Here is a 13,274-nt window from a genome sequence, read left to right on the forward strand (position 1 = left end):
GCAGGAGCGGGCTTGCTCTGGGCGGCATGCCGACGATGGCGGTGCACCAGTCGACAGGCACGTCACTCTCAGACCACTATCGCGAGCAGGCTCGCTCCCACAGTTGTATTGAAGGTGAATGAAGTCAGCGCACCACGCCTTCTTCGATCAGCAGCTTGAGGATCGCCTCGGCGCCCGCTTGCGCGGTCACGCCCTTGAGCACTTGCCCGCCTCCGCCGCTGGCCTTGGCCGTGGCGGCCTTCATCCGGTCGGCACCGCTCTTGGCCTTGATCACTTTCAAGCGTTTTGGCCGTGGCTTGGCCGGCTGCAAGGTGGCGACCGCTAACAGTTCGTCGTCGATCACCTCGACCTCATTCGCCTGCAACACCCCGCGGCGGGCCGGGCCGTAGGCGCTCTGCCGTGGCTTGGGCGCGGCGTTATCCACGGTGGCCAGGAACGGCAGCCGCACCTTCAGGCGGCGACGCTGACCACGGGGCAGGGCCTGGAGCACCAGGGCCGAACCACCTTCGATGGATTCAACCTGCGCCAACCCGACCACCAGCGGCCAGCCGAGGCCTTCCGCCAGCAGGAACGGCAACATGCCCGAGCCTTCGCCGGTTTCCGCCTGGCTGCCGGTCAGCACCACCTGTGCCCCGGCGTCGCGCAGGTAAGCGGTCAACGCCGGCAACGCATCGGCACCCGACGGTTGCTCCAGCACATGCAACTGCTCCAGGCCCATGCCCAGATAGGCTCGCAACGCCGGCTCCGCAACATCCCCGGCATGCAGCACCTGCAAGTTGTCCCCAGCCAGTTGCAGGCCCAGTTCCACCGCCCGCGCATCCTGTTCCGCGCGGCGTGGACGGCCGGAGGTCGGGTGGGCACCGATGGACACCAGGCTGACGATTTTCGTGCTCATAACCCTTTCCTTTCCTTAAGCCGCATCGCGCTTGGCGTCGTTGCGATAAGCCGCTATCGCATCGATCAAGGCTTGAAGAAGCTCGGCGCTCTCGCCGATCACCGACAGGTCGGCCCGTTTGATCATGTCGCACCCCGGGTCGAGGTTGATCGCCACCACCTTGTCGCAGGCACCGATGCCTTGCAGGTGCTGGATCGCCCCGGAAATCCCCACCGCCACATAGACCCGCGCGGTGACCCAGGTGCCGGACGCACCGACCTGGCGGTCGCGCGCCATGAAGCCATCGTCCACCGCAACCCGTGAGGCCCCCTCGGTGGCGCCGAGTGCTGCGGCCGTCCTGTGGAAAAGCTCCCAGTCCTTGACCCCGTTACCGCCGGAGAAAATGAACTCGGCTTCGGCCATCGGAATCGCTGCCGGGTCCACCGCTACCGCGCCCAAGTCCTCGATGCGCGACAAGCTGCGTGCCACGGCTGTGGATAACTCCACCGGCAAGGCTTCGTGACGGGTCTCGCTGACCGGTTCGGCACATTCGACGGCCCCCAGGATCAACCGGGCGACCGGACGTGCGAGGTCCTGCAGCCCGGCACCAGCACGGCCGATGCACTGCTCGTCCTTGACCTGCCAGACCCGTGTGGCCGGGCGCTCGCCCAGCGCGGCGGCAAAGCGCCGGCCGAGTTCACCGCCACCGCTGCGGCTGTCCGGCAGCAGCCAGTGGCGAGGGTTGAACTGGTTATCCACAGCCCGCAGGCCCTGGATCCGTTGCTCCGGTGCATAACCACTGAATGCCTCGCCTTCGAGCACCAGCAGGCGATCGACGCCCGCCGTGGCGAAGGTGTTTTCCTTGTGTTCGCCGAAGACCACGGCCAACACCGCACCCTCCTTGCCGGCCAGCTGATGGGCAAGGCCCAGCAGGTCGCGGTCGTGACTGCTCAGGCGACCCCCGACCATGTCGGGCACCACGCCGATGTAGAACGCCGGAGCCGCCACCTGATGCAGCGGCAGTTGCACTTCCACGGTCGCCGAGCGCTTGGTCGCGCCGCCCTGCTGGACGCCGCTGCGGTCAATGCGCTTGATGCCATGCGGGCCGATGAAGCCGATGCCATGGGGGTTCTTGCGGATGACGCCATTGGGGCCCATCCAGCTGTGTTGTTCCGGCTGCATGGCCGCGTGCAGCGGGTGCAGACGGTTGCGGGCAATCCATTCGGCGCGGGGGTCGCGGCGGATAATGTCGCTCATCAGTGCACCTCCGCAGGTTCGCGTTTGGCCGGCGAGGTCGACTTCGGCGCGTCCTCTTCAAGCAGCGCGTCGGCCACCAGCTCGGCAATGTCCTTGATCAGCGGCCGGGGTTCGACCACGCCTTCGAGCATCGCCGTGCATTGCGGGCAACCCACCGCCACCAGGGCGGCACCGGTCTCGCGGATGTCTTCCATGCGCATGTCGGGAATCCGTTGCTTGCCCGGAATGTCGGTGATCGGCGCACCGCCACCACCGCCGCAGCAGCGTGATCGGAAGCCGGAGCGTTGCATCTCTTTCACTTCGATCCCGAGGGCGCGCAACACTTCGCGCGGTGCCTCGTACTCGCCGTTGTAGCGGCCGAGGTAGCACGGGTCGTGATAGGTCACGCTGTCGCCCTTGTGCTGACCGAGGTTCAGCGCGCCCGCCTTGATGATTTCCGCCATGTAGGTGCTGTGGTGCTGCACCAGGTAGTTGCCGTCGAAGGCGCCGTACTCGTTTTTCAACACATGGAAACTGTGCGGGTCGCAGGTGACGATGCGGTTGAAGCTGTACTTGGCCAGGGTCTGGATATTGCGTTTGGCAAGCAGCTGGAAGGTGGCTTCATCGCCCAGGCGGCGGGCCACGTCACCGCTGTCGCGTTCTTCCAGGCCGAGCACCGCGAAGTCGATCCTGGCCGCTTTCAGCACTTTGACGAAGGCCCGCAAGGTGCGCTGGTTGCGCATGTCGAAGGCACCGTCGCCCACCCAGAACAGCACGTCGGTGGATTTCTTCTCGCTCAGCAAGGTGAGGTTGAGGTCCGCCGCCCAGTTCATCCGCCCGCCCGGCGCAAACCCGCCCGGGTTGTCGGTGGCGATCAGGTTTTCCAGGACTTCGGCGCCCTTGTTCGGGGTCGCGCCCTTTTCCAGGGTCAGGTGGCGACGCATGTCGACGATGGCATCGACGTGCTCGATCATCATCGGGCACTCCTCGACGCAGGCCCGGCACGTGGTGCAGGACCACAGGGTTTCGGCATCCACCAGGCCGTTGACGATCGGTTGATGGGGATTGCCCGCATGCTCACCGATGGGCTTGCCGGGATACGGGCTGCCGGCAAAACTGGCATCGGTGCCGCCGGCCAGGCCGACGACCATGTCCTGGATGAGTTTTTTCGGGTTCAGCGGCTGACCGGCGGCAAAGGCCGGGCACGCCGCTTCGCACTTGCCGCACTGCACGCAGGCGTCGAAGCCGAGCAGTTGGTTCCAGGTGAAATCCTTGGGCTTTTCCACGCCCAGCGGTGCGGCCGGGTCATTGAGGTCCAGTGGTTTCAAGCCGGTGGAACGGCCACCGCCAAAACGCTCGGCACGACGGTGCCACGCCAGGTGCAGCGCACCGGCGAAGGCGTGCTTCATCGGCCCGCCCCAGGTCATGCCGAAGAACAGCTCCGACACGCCCCACAGCACGCCGGTCCCGAGGATCACCGCCAGCAGCCAGCCACCGAAGTTCTCCGGCAGAATCCCGGCCACCGGCAGGGTCACCAGGAAGAAGGATGCCGAGAACGCCAGCAGGCTTTTCGGCAGCCGCATCCACGGGCCTTTCGACAGGCGCGAAGGTGGGTTGCGCCGGCGCAGGTAAACGAAGACCGCACCGACGAACATCACCGCCGTCATCAGCAGCAGCGCATACCCGAGCAAGCGGTTATGCAGGCCGAAACCATGCACCAGAATCGCCAGCACGATGGACGCCACCGCACCACCGGCCGTGGCCACGTGAGTGTTGGCGATGTATTTGTCCCGCGCGACCACATGGTGCAGATCGACCATGTAGCGCTTGGGCATGGCGAACAGGCCACCGATCAGATCGACCTTCGAGGCTCGACCCCGGCGCCACATGGCCACCCGCCGCAACGCGCCGAGGACCGCCAGGCCCAAGGCTGCGAACAACAGGATTGGAAGAAGGGTGTTCAACATGGTGAAGCTCCCAAAGACTGCGGGGTGTAGCAGGTCGAGATGCCTTACTCGGGTTCCTGTGGGAGCGGGCTTGCTCGCGAATGCATTCTGTCAGTCACATTTTCATTGACTGATCCACCGCTTTCACGAGCAAGCCCGCTCCCACAGGGTCATGTGCCGGCCTTTAGAAATCCTTGCACAGCCGCAGCGCGTCATAGATCGCCGCGTGCACGTTACGCTGCGCCACGCAGTCGCCGATGCGGAACAGCAGGTAACCGTCGCCACTCTGCGCCAGGCTTGGCTGCGGCTTGATCGCGAACAGCGCTTCGACGTCGATCTGACCCTTGTTGCGCGAGCCTTCCTTCATTGCGTAGTAGATTTCTTCGTCCGGACGCACGCCGTTCTCGATGACCACCTGGTCCACCACCCGCTCCTCCTTGGCGCCGGTGTATTCGTTTTCCAGGACCGCCACCAGCTTGTCGCCTTCGCGGTAGACCTTCTCCAGCATCATGTCGCCGGTCATGATCACTTCCTTGGGATACATGCTGCGGTAGTAGGTCGGGAACGACGTACCGCCAATCGCCACGCCGGGCTTGATGTCGTCGGTGACGATCTCGACCTGGCTGCCCTTGTCGGCCAGGAAGTCGGCAGTGGACATGCCGGTGAACTCGCAAATGGTGTCGTAGACCAGCACGTTCTTGCCCGGTGCGACCTTGCCGTCGAGCACATCCCAGCTGCTGACCACCAGGCCTTCGGCCGCGCCCCAGTGCTCGTTCTGCTCGAGGAACGGATGGCCGCCGACAGCCAGCACCACCACATCCGGACGCAGGTCCAGGATGGTCGGCGCGTCAGCCGCCGTGCCCAGGCGCAGGTCGACTTTCAGGCGTGCCAGCTCCAGTTGATACCAACGGGTAATGCCCGCGATCTGATCCCGCTGCGGTGCTTTCGCGGCCGTGGTGATCTGCCCGCCAATGAATTCCTTCTTCTCGAACAGGGTCACGTCGTGGCCACGCTCGGCTGCGACACGGGCGGCTTCCATCCCCGCAGGACCGGCACCGACGACCACCACCTTGCGTTTCACACCGGTGGTTTTTTCGATGATGTGCGGCACGCCCATGTATTCACGGGACGTTGCGGCGTTCTGGATGCACAACACATCCAGGCCCTGGTACTGACGGTCGATGCAGTAGTTGGCGCCCACGCATTGCTTGATCTGGTCGACCTGCCCCATCTTGATCTTGGCGATCAGGTGCGGGTCGGCGATGTGCGCGCGGGTCATGCCGACCATGTCGACGTAACCGCCTTCCAGAATTCGCGTTGCCTGGTTCGGGTCCTTGATGTTCTGCGCGTGCAGCACCGGAACCTTGACCACTTCCTTGATGCCGGCCGCCAGATGCAGGAACGGCTCCGGCGGATAACTCATGTTCGGGATCACGTTGGCCAGGGTGTTGTGGGTGTCGCAACCCGAGCCCACGACACCGAGGAAATCGAGCATGCCGGTGTCGTCGTAATACTTGGCGATCTGTTTCATGTCCTCGTGGGACAGGCCATCGGGGTGGAATTCGTCACCGCAGATGCGCATGCCCACGCAGAAATCGTCACCGACCTCGGCGCGCACGGCTTTCAGGACCTCGAGACCGAACTTCATGCGGCCTTCAAAGCTGCCGCCCCATTCGTCGGTACGCTTGTTGACCCGCGGACTCCAGAACTGGTCGATCATGTGCTGGTGCACGGCCGACAGTTCGACGCCGTCCAGGCCACCGGCCTTGGCGCGACGGGCCGCCTGCGCGTAGTTGCCGATCACCCGCCAGATTTCTTCCGGCTCGATGGTCTTGCAGGTGGCGCGGTGTACCGGCTCACGGATGCCGGACGGCGACATCAGCGTTGGCCAGTTGAAGCCGTCCCAGCGCGAGCGACGGCCCATGTGGGTAATCTGGATCATGATCTTGGCGCCGTGCTTGTGCATCGCATCGGCCAGATTCTGGAAGTGCGGAATGATCCGGTCGGTGGACAGGTTCACCGAGCTCCACCACTCCTGCGGGCTGTCGATGGCGACCACCGACGAACCGCCGCAGATCGCCAGGCCGATCCCGCCCTTGGCTTTCTCTTCGTAATACTTGACGTACCGGTCGGTGGTCATGCCGCCGTCGGTCGCGTAGACCTCGGCGTGCGCGGTGCTGAGCACACGGTTGCGGATGGTCAGTTTGCCGATCTGGATCGGCTGGAACATTGCTTCGAAAGCCATGACGGGTTCCTCGACTTACAACGGCTTGACGGTGAACAAACCGTCGTCGTGGCCCTCTTCGGAGCCACCGTAGACTTGTTCGGCCACGGTGCGGATCTGGCTGCCGCGAGCGGCGAGAATCTGATCCATCGCACCGGCAAACCAACCGGTGAACATGTAGTCGACCTTGCGCCCGACCTTGCCGTAGACGTAGACGAACGCCGAATGTTCGAGCTTGACGCTGGCGGTGCCTTTGTCCAGGTCGATGTCCTGGATCTTGAACAGACCCCAGCCGCGTTGCGACAGGCGCTTCATGTAATGCTCGAACACCGCGACGCCTTCCAGGCCGTGGCACTCGGCTTCCTTTTCACACCAGTGCCAGGCGGACTTGTAGCCGGCCTTGTAGAGGATTTCGGCGTAGGCGTCGGCGCCCAGCACTTCCTCGATGCCCATGTGGTTGTTGACGAAGAAATGACGCGGCACGTACAGCATCGGCAGGGCATCGGAGGTCCAGACACCGGTTTCGCTGTCGACTTCGATAGGCAATTGCGGGGCGATCTTGGCCATGGAAACTTAACTCCAGAATAATTTTGGTGTTGCCCCCGGCGCGAATGGCCGGGGGGAAGGATTCAGAAGTGCTGCGGCTTACTCGCCCCAGACATCCTTGAGGACGTTCACCCAGTTTTCGCCCATGATCTTGCGCACCACGCGCTCGGAATGACCGCGCTTGAGCAGGGTTTCGGTCAGGTTCGGGAACTCGCCGACGGTGCGAATGCCTAGCGGGTTGATGATCTTGCCGAAACTGGTCAGGCGGCGGGCGTAGCCCTTGTCATGGGTCAGGTATTCGAAGAAGTCCTGGCCATGGCCCTGGGTGAAGTCGGTGCCGATGCCGATGGCGTCTTCGCCGACGATGTTCATGGTGTATTCGATCGCTTCGGCGTAGTCGTCGATGGTCGAATCGATGCCCTTGGCCAGGAACGGCGCGAACATGGTCACGCCGACAAAACCGCCGTGGTCGGCGATGAACTTCAGCTCTTCGTCGGATTTGTTGCGCGGGTGGATCTTCAGGCCGGAGGGCAGGCAGTGGGAGTAGCACACCGGTTTCTTCGATTCGAGGATGACCTCTTCCGAGGTTTTCGAGCCGACGTGGGAGAGGTCGCACATGACGCCGACGCGGTTCATTTCCGCGACGATTTCACGCCCGAAGCCCGACAGGCCGCCATCGCGCTCGTAGCAACCGGTGCCCACCAGGTTCTGGGTGTTGTAGCACATCTGCACGATACCGACGCCCAGTTGCTTGAACACCTCGACATAGCCGATCTGGTCTTCGAACGCGTGGGCGTTCTGGAACCCGAACAGGATGCCGGTCTTGCCCTGCTCCTTGGCCTTGCGGATGTCGGCGGTGGTGCGCACCGGAATCACCAGGTCGCTGTTCTCGCGGATCAGTTTCTGGCTGGCGGCGATGTTGTTGACGGTGGCCTGGAAACCTTCCCACACCGAAACGGTGCAGTTGGCTGCGGTCAGGCCACCCTTGCGCATGTCTTCGAACAGCTCACGGTTCCATTTGGCAATAATCAGCCCGTCGATAACGATACTGTCGGCGTGCAATTCGGCTGGGCTCATCAGGCTGTCCCCTCTTGGCGATTCATGCGCCGAATCGTGTGCCGGCGCTTTGGGGCCAGCATATGCCTCGGTGCATTGGCAGCCGGGTGCAAAAACGACAGGGGAATTGCCGAAAGCGTCAATCCGCGACAAAGGGTCGACGGCGGAGGCCTCAGGCCACCTGTTCAAGGGCTTGCGCATGGGCCAGAATTCGCGCCATTACGGGATTTGCAGCGCAAAAGGGGCGCAGGCGCAATGAAATCGATCTTACTGGCAATGGCACTGATAGCGACCGGCGTACAGGCGGCCGAAGAATCCGACAGCAATCCCTGCGACGCCGTCGAAAACGACGTCCAGACCCTGGAATGCTCGGTCTACAGCCGAACCACCGCCGAAGACCTGCTCAAGGACAACGACCAGGCCCTGACCGAACGCCTGCAAAGCGCTTATGGCAAAAACCCGACGCAACTGGCCGACATCACCGCCAAGCTCAAGAACGCCCAGCAGCAATGGCTGAAAACCCGCGACGCCGACTGCGCCGTCGAAGCCTTCCCGGCGACCAGCGGCAGCAAGGCCTTCACCATTGCCCAGAATGACTGCGTGGCACGAATGAGTGACGAGCGGTCAGAATTTCTGGAGTCGATTGGGCAGGAGTGAAACTATGAATATGGAAAACAACATGATCCCGCACGAAGTCGTCAGCCGCATCGTTGACGGAGCATTACCGGTAGAAGCCTGGCGCGAACATCTGAACCTTAGCCAGGAAGAAGTGGCCAAACGCATGGGCATCTCGCATTCGGACTATGCCCAACAGGAAACCGTTGCCAAACCGCGCAAGGCGACCCGCGAAAAAATTGCTGCCGCATTTGGCATCAAGGGCGATCAGCTCGAACTGTAAACAGCGCACCATCAGCCACTTCAGGGATTCACCATGAAAGTCTGCGGCATCGAAATCAAAGGCAGCGAGGCGATCATCGCCGTGGCGGCGCTCGACGGCCAGGCGCTGGAGCACGTCCCGCTGGCTACCAAGAAAATCGCCCTGGACGATGACGACGAGGCTGCGAACGTCAAGGTGTTCGCCGCGCAGGTCGCCTCTTTCGTTCGCGAGAACTCGGTCGACCGGATCGCCATCAAGAAGCGCAGCAAGAAAGGCGAGTTCGCCGGTGGGCCGACGACCTTCAAGATCGAAGGTATTTTCCAGCTGCTGGACAGCTGCGAGGTGACGCTGCTGTCGCCGCAGACGATCAATGCACAGGCCAAGAAGCACGGCTTCGAGCTGCCGGCGACGCTGAACAAGTATCAGCATGAGGCTTACAAGGCGGCGTGTTCGGCGTTGGTCAAGAAGTGAAGTCAAAGCCATCGGAACGAACAGGTGTGTGCCGTGCGGACACTTCAACGGCCTCCGAGGGCACCTGTTGAGCGTTGATGACCTAGTGCCCTGGCTCAACACCTGTTATTTCTGTCAGTAGGCAACCGGACAAAATCGGCGCATATGTTGGGAACCACCGTCAGTTCTCATCAAGCCTATGACTGCCAACATTCATTCCTCGACGCCGGAATTGAAGGTAAAGGACCCGCGAAGCCAGTTGGTTCGCAGCGTGGGCTACTGTCGCACTCACCCGGGAGAAATGCCGGAGTCGCGCATCACCCGCCAGGTGTACGACACGATCGGGCACCAGCGGGCGGGCTGGGACCCACGGCAATGGGCCACGGCGGGTGACCCTAATCTGACACGGGTCCATACCCTCTCCGGCGAGCCATTACTAAGCTGCAGTGTTGATTCAGGCTGGAAGCTCAGGATGCCGGGCATCGCCCACGAGCTTCGATGCGAATGGGACGGTCGGGGCATTCACCGTTGGATCGACTACGACAACCAGTTACGTCCGACCGCCTTGTCGGAGCGGGTTGGCGACGAACCACCGGTGACCAGCGAACGCATGGCCTACGGTGATAACCGTACTGAGTTCGCCTTGCGCAATCAATGCGCACGCCTGATTCGCCAGGATGATCCTGCCGGTTGCCTGCATGCCGGTGACTACGACCTCAGGGGATCAAGGCTCAGCGAAACCCGGCATTTCACCAGCGATATGTCGCTTGCCAACTGGCCAGAGCGCTGGGTTGACCGAGATGAAAAACTCATCGCGGAGGGTGAAACCACCGTCTGGCGATTCAGCGCTGTGGGCGACCTGCTGTCCCAGACCGACGCTCGAGAAAACCAACGCCTCTTTGCTTATGGCATCGCCGGCCAGGTGCTACGAATAGACATGAAACGCATCGGATTACCCAGTACCCCTTTGCTCACAAGCAGGCGTTACAGCGCAACCAGGCAGATCGAGCACGAAACGGCCGGTAACGGTGTTGAAACGACCCGTTGCCTTGACGCTCAGGACGACCGACTGCTGCGACTGACTTCCGTTCGTTCAAGCCGCGTCTTCCAGGACCTTGCCTACGAGTACGACCCCGTCGGCAATATCAACCGGATTCAGGACTTCGTGCCGGTCGCGCGATACTTCAAAAATCAACGCACTGACGCCATCAACCAATACCGATATGACTCGCTGTCACAATTGATTGAAGCAAGCGGTCGTGAATGCATCGCCAACCCGGATGAGTTAAGCACTTACAAGCAAACCTTTTCATATGATCAGGCGGGTAATTTGCTGAGCCTTGTCCATGAGGGTGTTCGGGGCTACACCCGGCAAATGGTGACCGAGCCCTCAAGTAACCGCAGCCTGGTCAAACCGGAAACGGGTGAGCCGGACTTCATCAAAAGCTTCGACAGCAACGGCAATCTGCTGGTGTTATCACCGGGCGCTCAGGCGATGCACTGGGATTGTCGCAATCGACTCAGCGAGGTCGTTCAAGTCTCGAGGCCCGTTGTCCCTGATGACGATGAACGCTATCGCTACGACAGCGGCGGCCAGCGGCTGCGCAAGGTCATCCACCGCAAGACAAAATCGGCAAGTTCGACCCGCGAGGTGCGTTATCTGCCAGGTCTGGAAATTCATTACACCGGTGATGACGAAGTGCGCTACGTGATGGGCGTCGACTCAGGCGACTGCAATGCCCGGGTCTTGCATTGGCATCAAACATCACTCGAAAACGCGGCCAATGATCAAATCCGTTACAGCCTGGGTGATCACCTCGGATCCTGCACGCTGGAACTGGACGAAAACGCCGCAATCATCAGCCATGAAGGTTATTACGCTTACGGTGAAACGGCTTGGTGGCTTGCGCGAGGTGAAACGGAGGCCAGCTGCAAAACCCATCGGTTTTGCGGGAAGGAGCGGGATGCCACCGGACTTTATTACTATGGGTTTCGCTATTACGCGCCCTGGTTACAGCGCTGGATCAATCCGGATCCGGCGGGAGATATTGATGGGTTCAATCGGTACAGGATGGTGCGCAATAATCCGTTGCGATTCAGGGATAGCCAGGGTTTGTCGCCGGTTCAACCCATTAATGATTTTGAAAGATGGCTGGTCAATCAAGGAGCGGTAATACGGTACCGTCGCGCCGACGACTTGCCTGAAGGACTGAGAGACGAGTTCGAGAGCGACTTCTCCAGCGCAATCGACTTTACGCGCGATGCGTTAAGGGCTTTAGGGCAGGAATATCTGTCAGAAGATACTAAAGATAAACTTGGCATCGTTTTTGGAAAACGAAGTAACGAGCAGTACTTGAAGATGGCTGCCGAAGCGGCGAAGGAAAAACTGGATACATTACTCTCTGCCGCAATGGAGGATTACATTAGCGGAGATCGGTTCGTGTTTGTCAGCGCTAACCCGGCAGATCCTAGTTCACAAGCATATACCCCCGTTACAAATGTAAACGCGGATAAGTTCATCTACATTCCCCCTATGATGTCGAGCGAATCAGCAACCATGAGAGCCGCTATACTTTTACATGAGCTTAGCCATGTCCATGCCGGCACTCTTGACTTCTGGTATTTGTTTGCCGCGACCTCGCGTAACGCTCAGCAAACGGCTATCGATGCTTCCGTGCAGGCCGACACCGAAGCCCCCTTCCGAGATCCCGCACGCGTCCCCGATCTATCTAGGCTCCCCGACAGCCTGAAAGCAGCCAAACTGGAGCTCGTAAAACAGGCAATCGCCAAGTACCCCGATGTGGAACGTCAGCACTCGGCTGCGCGGATTACTGTCTTCACCCACAACGCCGACAGCCTCACCGCTCTGATTCTCCAGTTCAGACCTCAGCAGACTCACTGAATCATCGGCGCCTGTGAATCGCTGGCTGCTTGGCGTACGCCACCACTACGCCGATCCTCTCTTGGACACCGCTCAAACCGCGCCCGATAACTGCGGGTGAAATACGACGGCGATTCAAACCCGCAGGCAATGCTCACTTCCAGCACGCTCATGTCGGTCTGGCGCAATAACTGCCGGGCCTTTTCCAGCCGTAACCGCAGGTAGAAGTTGCTGGGGGTGTCGTTCAGGTGCAGGCGAAACAGGCGTTCGAGCTGCCGGCGCGTCACCTTGATCGACTCGGCCAGGGCCAGGGTGGTCAGCGGCGGCTCGCTCTGCTGTTCCATCTCGCCGATCACCTGCACCAGCTTCTTGTTGCGGATGCCGTAGCGGGTGGCGACTTCCATGCGCTGGTGGTCCTTGCGCGGACGGATGCGGCCCAGCACGAATTGCTCGCTGACCTGAATCGCCAGCTCCGGACCGTGGGCCTGGGCGATCAGGTCGAGCATTAAATCGATGGAAGCGGTGCCCCCGGCGCAGGTGATGCGCCGACGGTCGATCTCGAACAGCTCCTGGGTGACGCTGAGCTGCGGATACGACTCCTTGAACGCATCGATGGCTTCCCAGTGCAGGGTCAGGCGATGACCGTCGAGCAGGCCGGCTTCGGCGAGGACGAAGCTGCCGGTGTCGATGGCGCCGAGGGTCACGCCCTCCTTGTCCAGCCGGCGCAGCCAGTGTTGCAGGGCCGGCGTGGCGAACTCCAGCGGTTCGAACCCGGCGACGACCAACAGCGTCGCGCCTTTCTTCAATGGCTCCAGCGCGGCATCGGCGTTGACCGACATGCCATTGCTGGCCAACACCGCCCCACCATCGGCGCTCAATACATGCCAGCGATACAGCTCGCCGCGAAAGCGATTGGCGACCCGCAACGGCTCGATGGCCGAGATGAACCCGATGGCCGAGAAACCCGGCATCAACAACAAGTAGAAATCCTGGGACATGGAGCGCACTCGATTTCAGGTCACGAGAGGCGGGAAGCGTTTCGACGTTGATACGCCACTTGCAAGCGGCATTCAAGAGCACAGGTCGCTGCAGTGCAAGAGCGGGTCGCCGCAGTGCGTTTTTACCGGGGCTAGGCTGCGTAACGTTGGCATCACCGGCGCACAGACGCCGGAATCCACAATAAA

General features: G+C 61.4%; 10 protein-coding genes and 1 pseudogene. 4 read left to right on the forward strand and 7 right to left on the reverse strand.

The features are described from left to right. Window positions 1-124 precede the first annotated feature (124 nt). The 6 genes from IB249_RS16670 to IB249_RS16695 form a co-directional block, all read right to left on the reverse strand. Window positions 125-895: an electron transfer flavoprotein subunit beta gene (locus IB249_RS16670; protein ID WP_192306656.1), complete on the reverse strand. Its 771-nt coding sequence runs from the start codon at window positions 893-895 to the stop codon at window positions 125-127. Window positions 896-910: 15 nt separating this feature from the next. Continuing rightward, the gene (locus IB249_RS16675) at window positions 911-2,131 is read right to left on the reverse strand and encodes an electron transfer flavoprotein subunit alpha/FixB family protein (protein WP_192306658.1); all 1,221 of its coding nucleotides are present in this window, start codon (window positions 2,129-2,131) and stop codon (window positions 911-913) included. Next, window positions 2,131-4,077: a dimethylglycine demethylation protein DgcB gene (dgcB, locus tag IB249_RS16680; protein ID WP_192306660.1), complete on the reverse strand. Its 1,947-nt coding sequence runs from the start codon at window positions 4,075-4,077 to the stop codon at window positions 2,131-2,133. Before dgcB ends, IB249_RS16675 begins: the two co-directional genes overlap by 1 nt. A 163-nt stretch (window positions 4,078-4,240) precedes the next feature. Further along, window positions 4,241-6,301, reverse strand: coding sequence for a dimethylglycine demethylation protein DgcA (gene dgcA / locus IB249_RS16685; RefSeq protein ID WP_192306662.1), 2,061 nt, complete (start codon window positions 6,299-6,301; stop codon window positions 4,241-4,243). A gap of 15 nt (window positions 6,302-6,316) precedes the next feature. Then, a complete protein-coding gene (locus IB249_RS16690; protein WP_011336290.1) occupies window positions 6,317-6,847 on the reverse strand; it encodes a DUF5943 domain-containing protein in 531 nt (176 codons plus the stop codon). Between the two features lie 78 nt (window positions 6,848-6,925). Then, window positions 6,926-7,903, reverse strand: coding sequence for a dipeptidase (locus tag IB249_RS16695; RefSeq protein WP_008033250.1), 978 nt, complete (start codon window positions 7,901-7,903; stop codon window positions 6,926-6,928). Window positions 7,904-8,137: 234 nt separating this feature from the next. Between IB249_RS16695 and IB249_RS16700 the strand changes: the two genes are divergently transcribed. The 4 genes and pseudogenes from IB249_RS16700 to IB249_RS16715 all read left to right on the forward strand — a co-directional run bounded on the left by IB249_RS16700 (window position 8,138) and on the right by IB249_RS16715 (window position 12,111). After that, entirely contained in the window at window positions 8,138-8,539 is a 402-nt protein-coding gene (locus IB249_RS16700; protein ID WP_192306664.1) for a lysozyme inhibitor LprI family protein, read from the forward strand. 10 nt (window positions 8,540-8,549) lie between these two features. Further along, a pseudogene (locus IB249_RS16705) lies at window positions 8,550-8,780 on the forward strand (helix-turn-helix domain-containing protein); the annotation flags it as partial. Between the two features lie 33 nt (window positions 8,781-8,813). After that, window positions 8,814-9,230 carry a DUF3010 family protein gene (locus IB249_RS16710; protein ID WP_192306668.1) on the forward strand — a complete coding sequence of 139 codons (417 nt, stop codon included), beginning with the start codon at window positions 8,814-8,816 and terminating at the stop codon, window positions 9,228-9,230. 178 nt (window positions 9,231-9,408) lie between these two features. Next, a complete protein-coding gene (locus IB249_RS16715) occupies window positions 9,409-12,111 on the forward strand; it encodes an RHS repeat-associated core domain-containing protein (protein ID WP_192306670.1) in 2,703 nt (900 codons plus the stop codon). Here IB249_RS16715 and IB249_RS16720 read toward each other — a convergent pair. Beyond that, window positions 12,105-13,088, reverse strand: a complete 984-nt coding sequence (locus tag IB249_RS16720; RefSeq protein ID WP_192306672.1) for a GlxA family transcriptional regulator — start codon at window positions 13,086-13,088, stop codon at window positions 12,105-12,107. The two genes, IB249_RS16715 and IB249_RS16720, sit on opposite strands and share 7 nt — an antisense overlap. Window positions 13,089-13,274: the final 186 nt, after the last annotated feature.

It is taken from the genome of Pseudomonas sp. PDM04 (genome assembly GCF_014851765.1).
Lineage (GTDB): Bacteria > Pseudomonadota > Gammaproteobacteria > Pseudomonadales > Pseudomonadaceae > Aquipseudomonas.

Coding starts and splice junctions, on each gene's coding strand:
- IB249_RS16715 (WP_192306670.1), top strand. CDS start 9,409: ATGACTGCCAACATTCATTCCTCGACGCCGGAATTGAAGGTAAAGGAC.
- dgcA (WP_192306662.1), bottom strand. CDS start 6,301: ATGGCTTTCGAAGCAATGTTCCAGCCGATCCAGATCGGCAAACTGACC.
- IB249_RS16675 (WP_192306658.1), bottom strand. CDS start 2,131: ATGAGCGACATTATCCGCCGCGACCCCCGCGCCGAATGGATTGCCCGC.
- IB249_RS16690 (WP_011336290.1), bottom strand. CDS start 6,847: ATGGCCAAGATCGCCCCGCAATTGCCTATCGAAGTCGACAGCGAAACC.
- IB249_RS16710 (WP_192306668.1), top strand. CDS start 8,814: ATGAAAGTCTGCGGCATCGAAATCAAAGGCAGCGAGGCGATCATCGCC.
- IB249_RS16700 (WP_192306664.1), top strand. CDS start 8,138: ATGAAATCGATCTTACTGGCAATGGCACTGATAGCGACCGGCGTACAG.
- IB249_RS16695 (WP_008033250.1), bottom strand. CDS start 7,903: ATGAGCCCAGCCGAATTGCACGCCGACAGTATCGTTATCGACGGGCTG.
- dgcB (WP_192306660.1), bottom strand. CDS start 4,077: ATGTTGAACACCCTTCTTCCAATCCTGTTGTTCGCAGCCTTGGGCCTG.
- IB249_RS16720 (WP_192306672.1), bottom strand. CDS start 13,088: ATGTCCCAGGATTTCTACTTGTTGTTGATGCCGGGTTTCTCGGCCATC.
- IB249_RS16670 (WP_192306656.1), bottom strand. CDS start 895: ATGAGCACGAAAATCGTCAGCCTGGTGTCCATCGGTGCCCACCCGACC.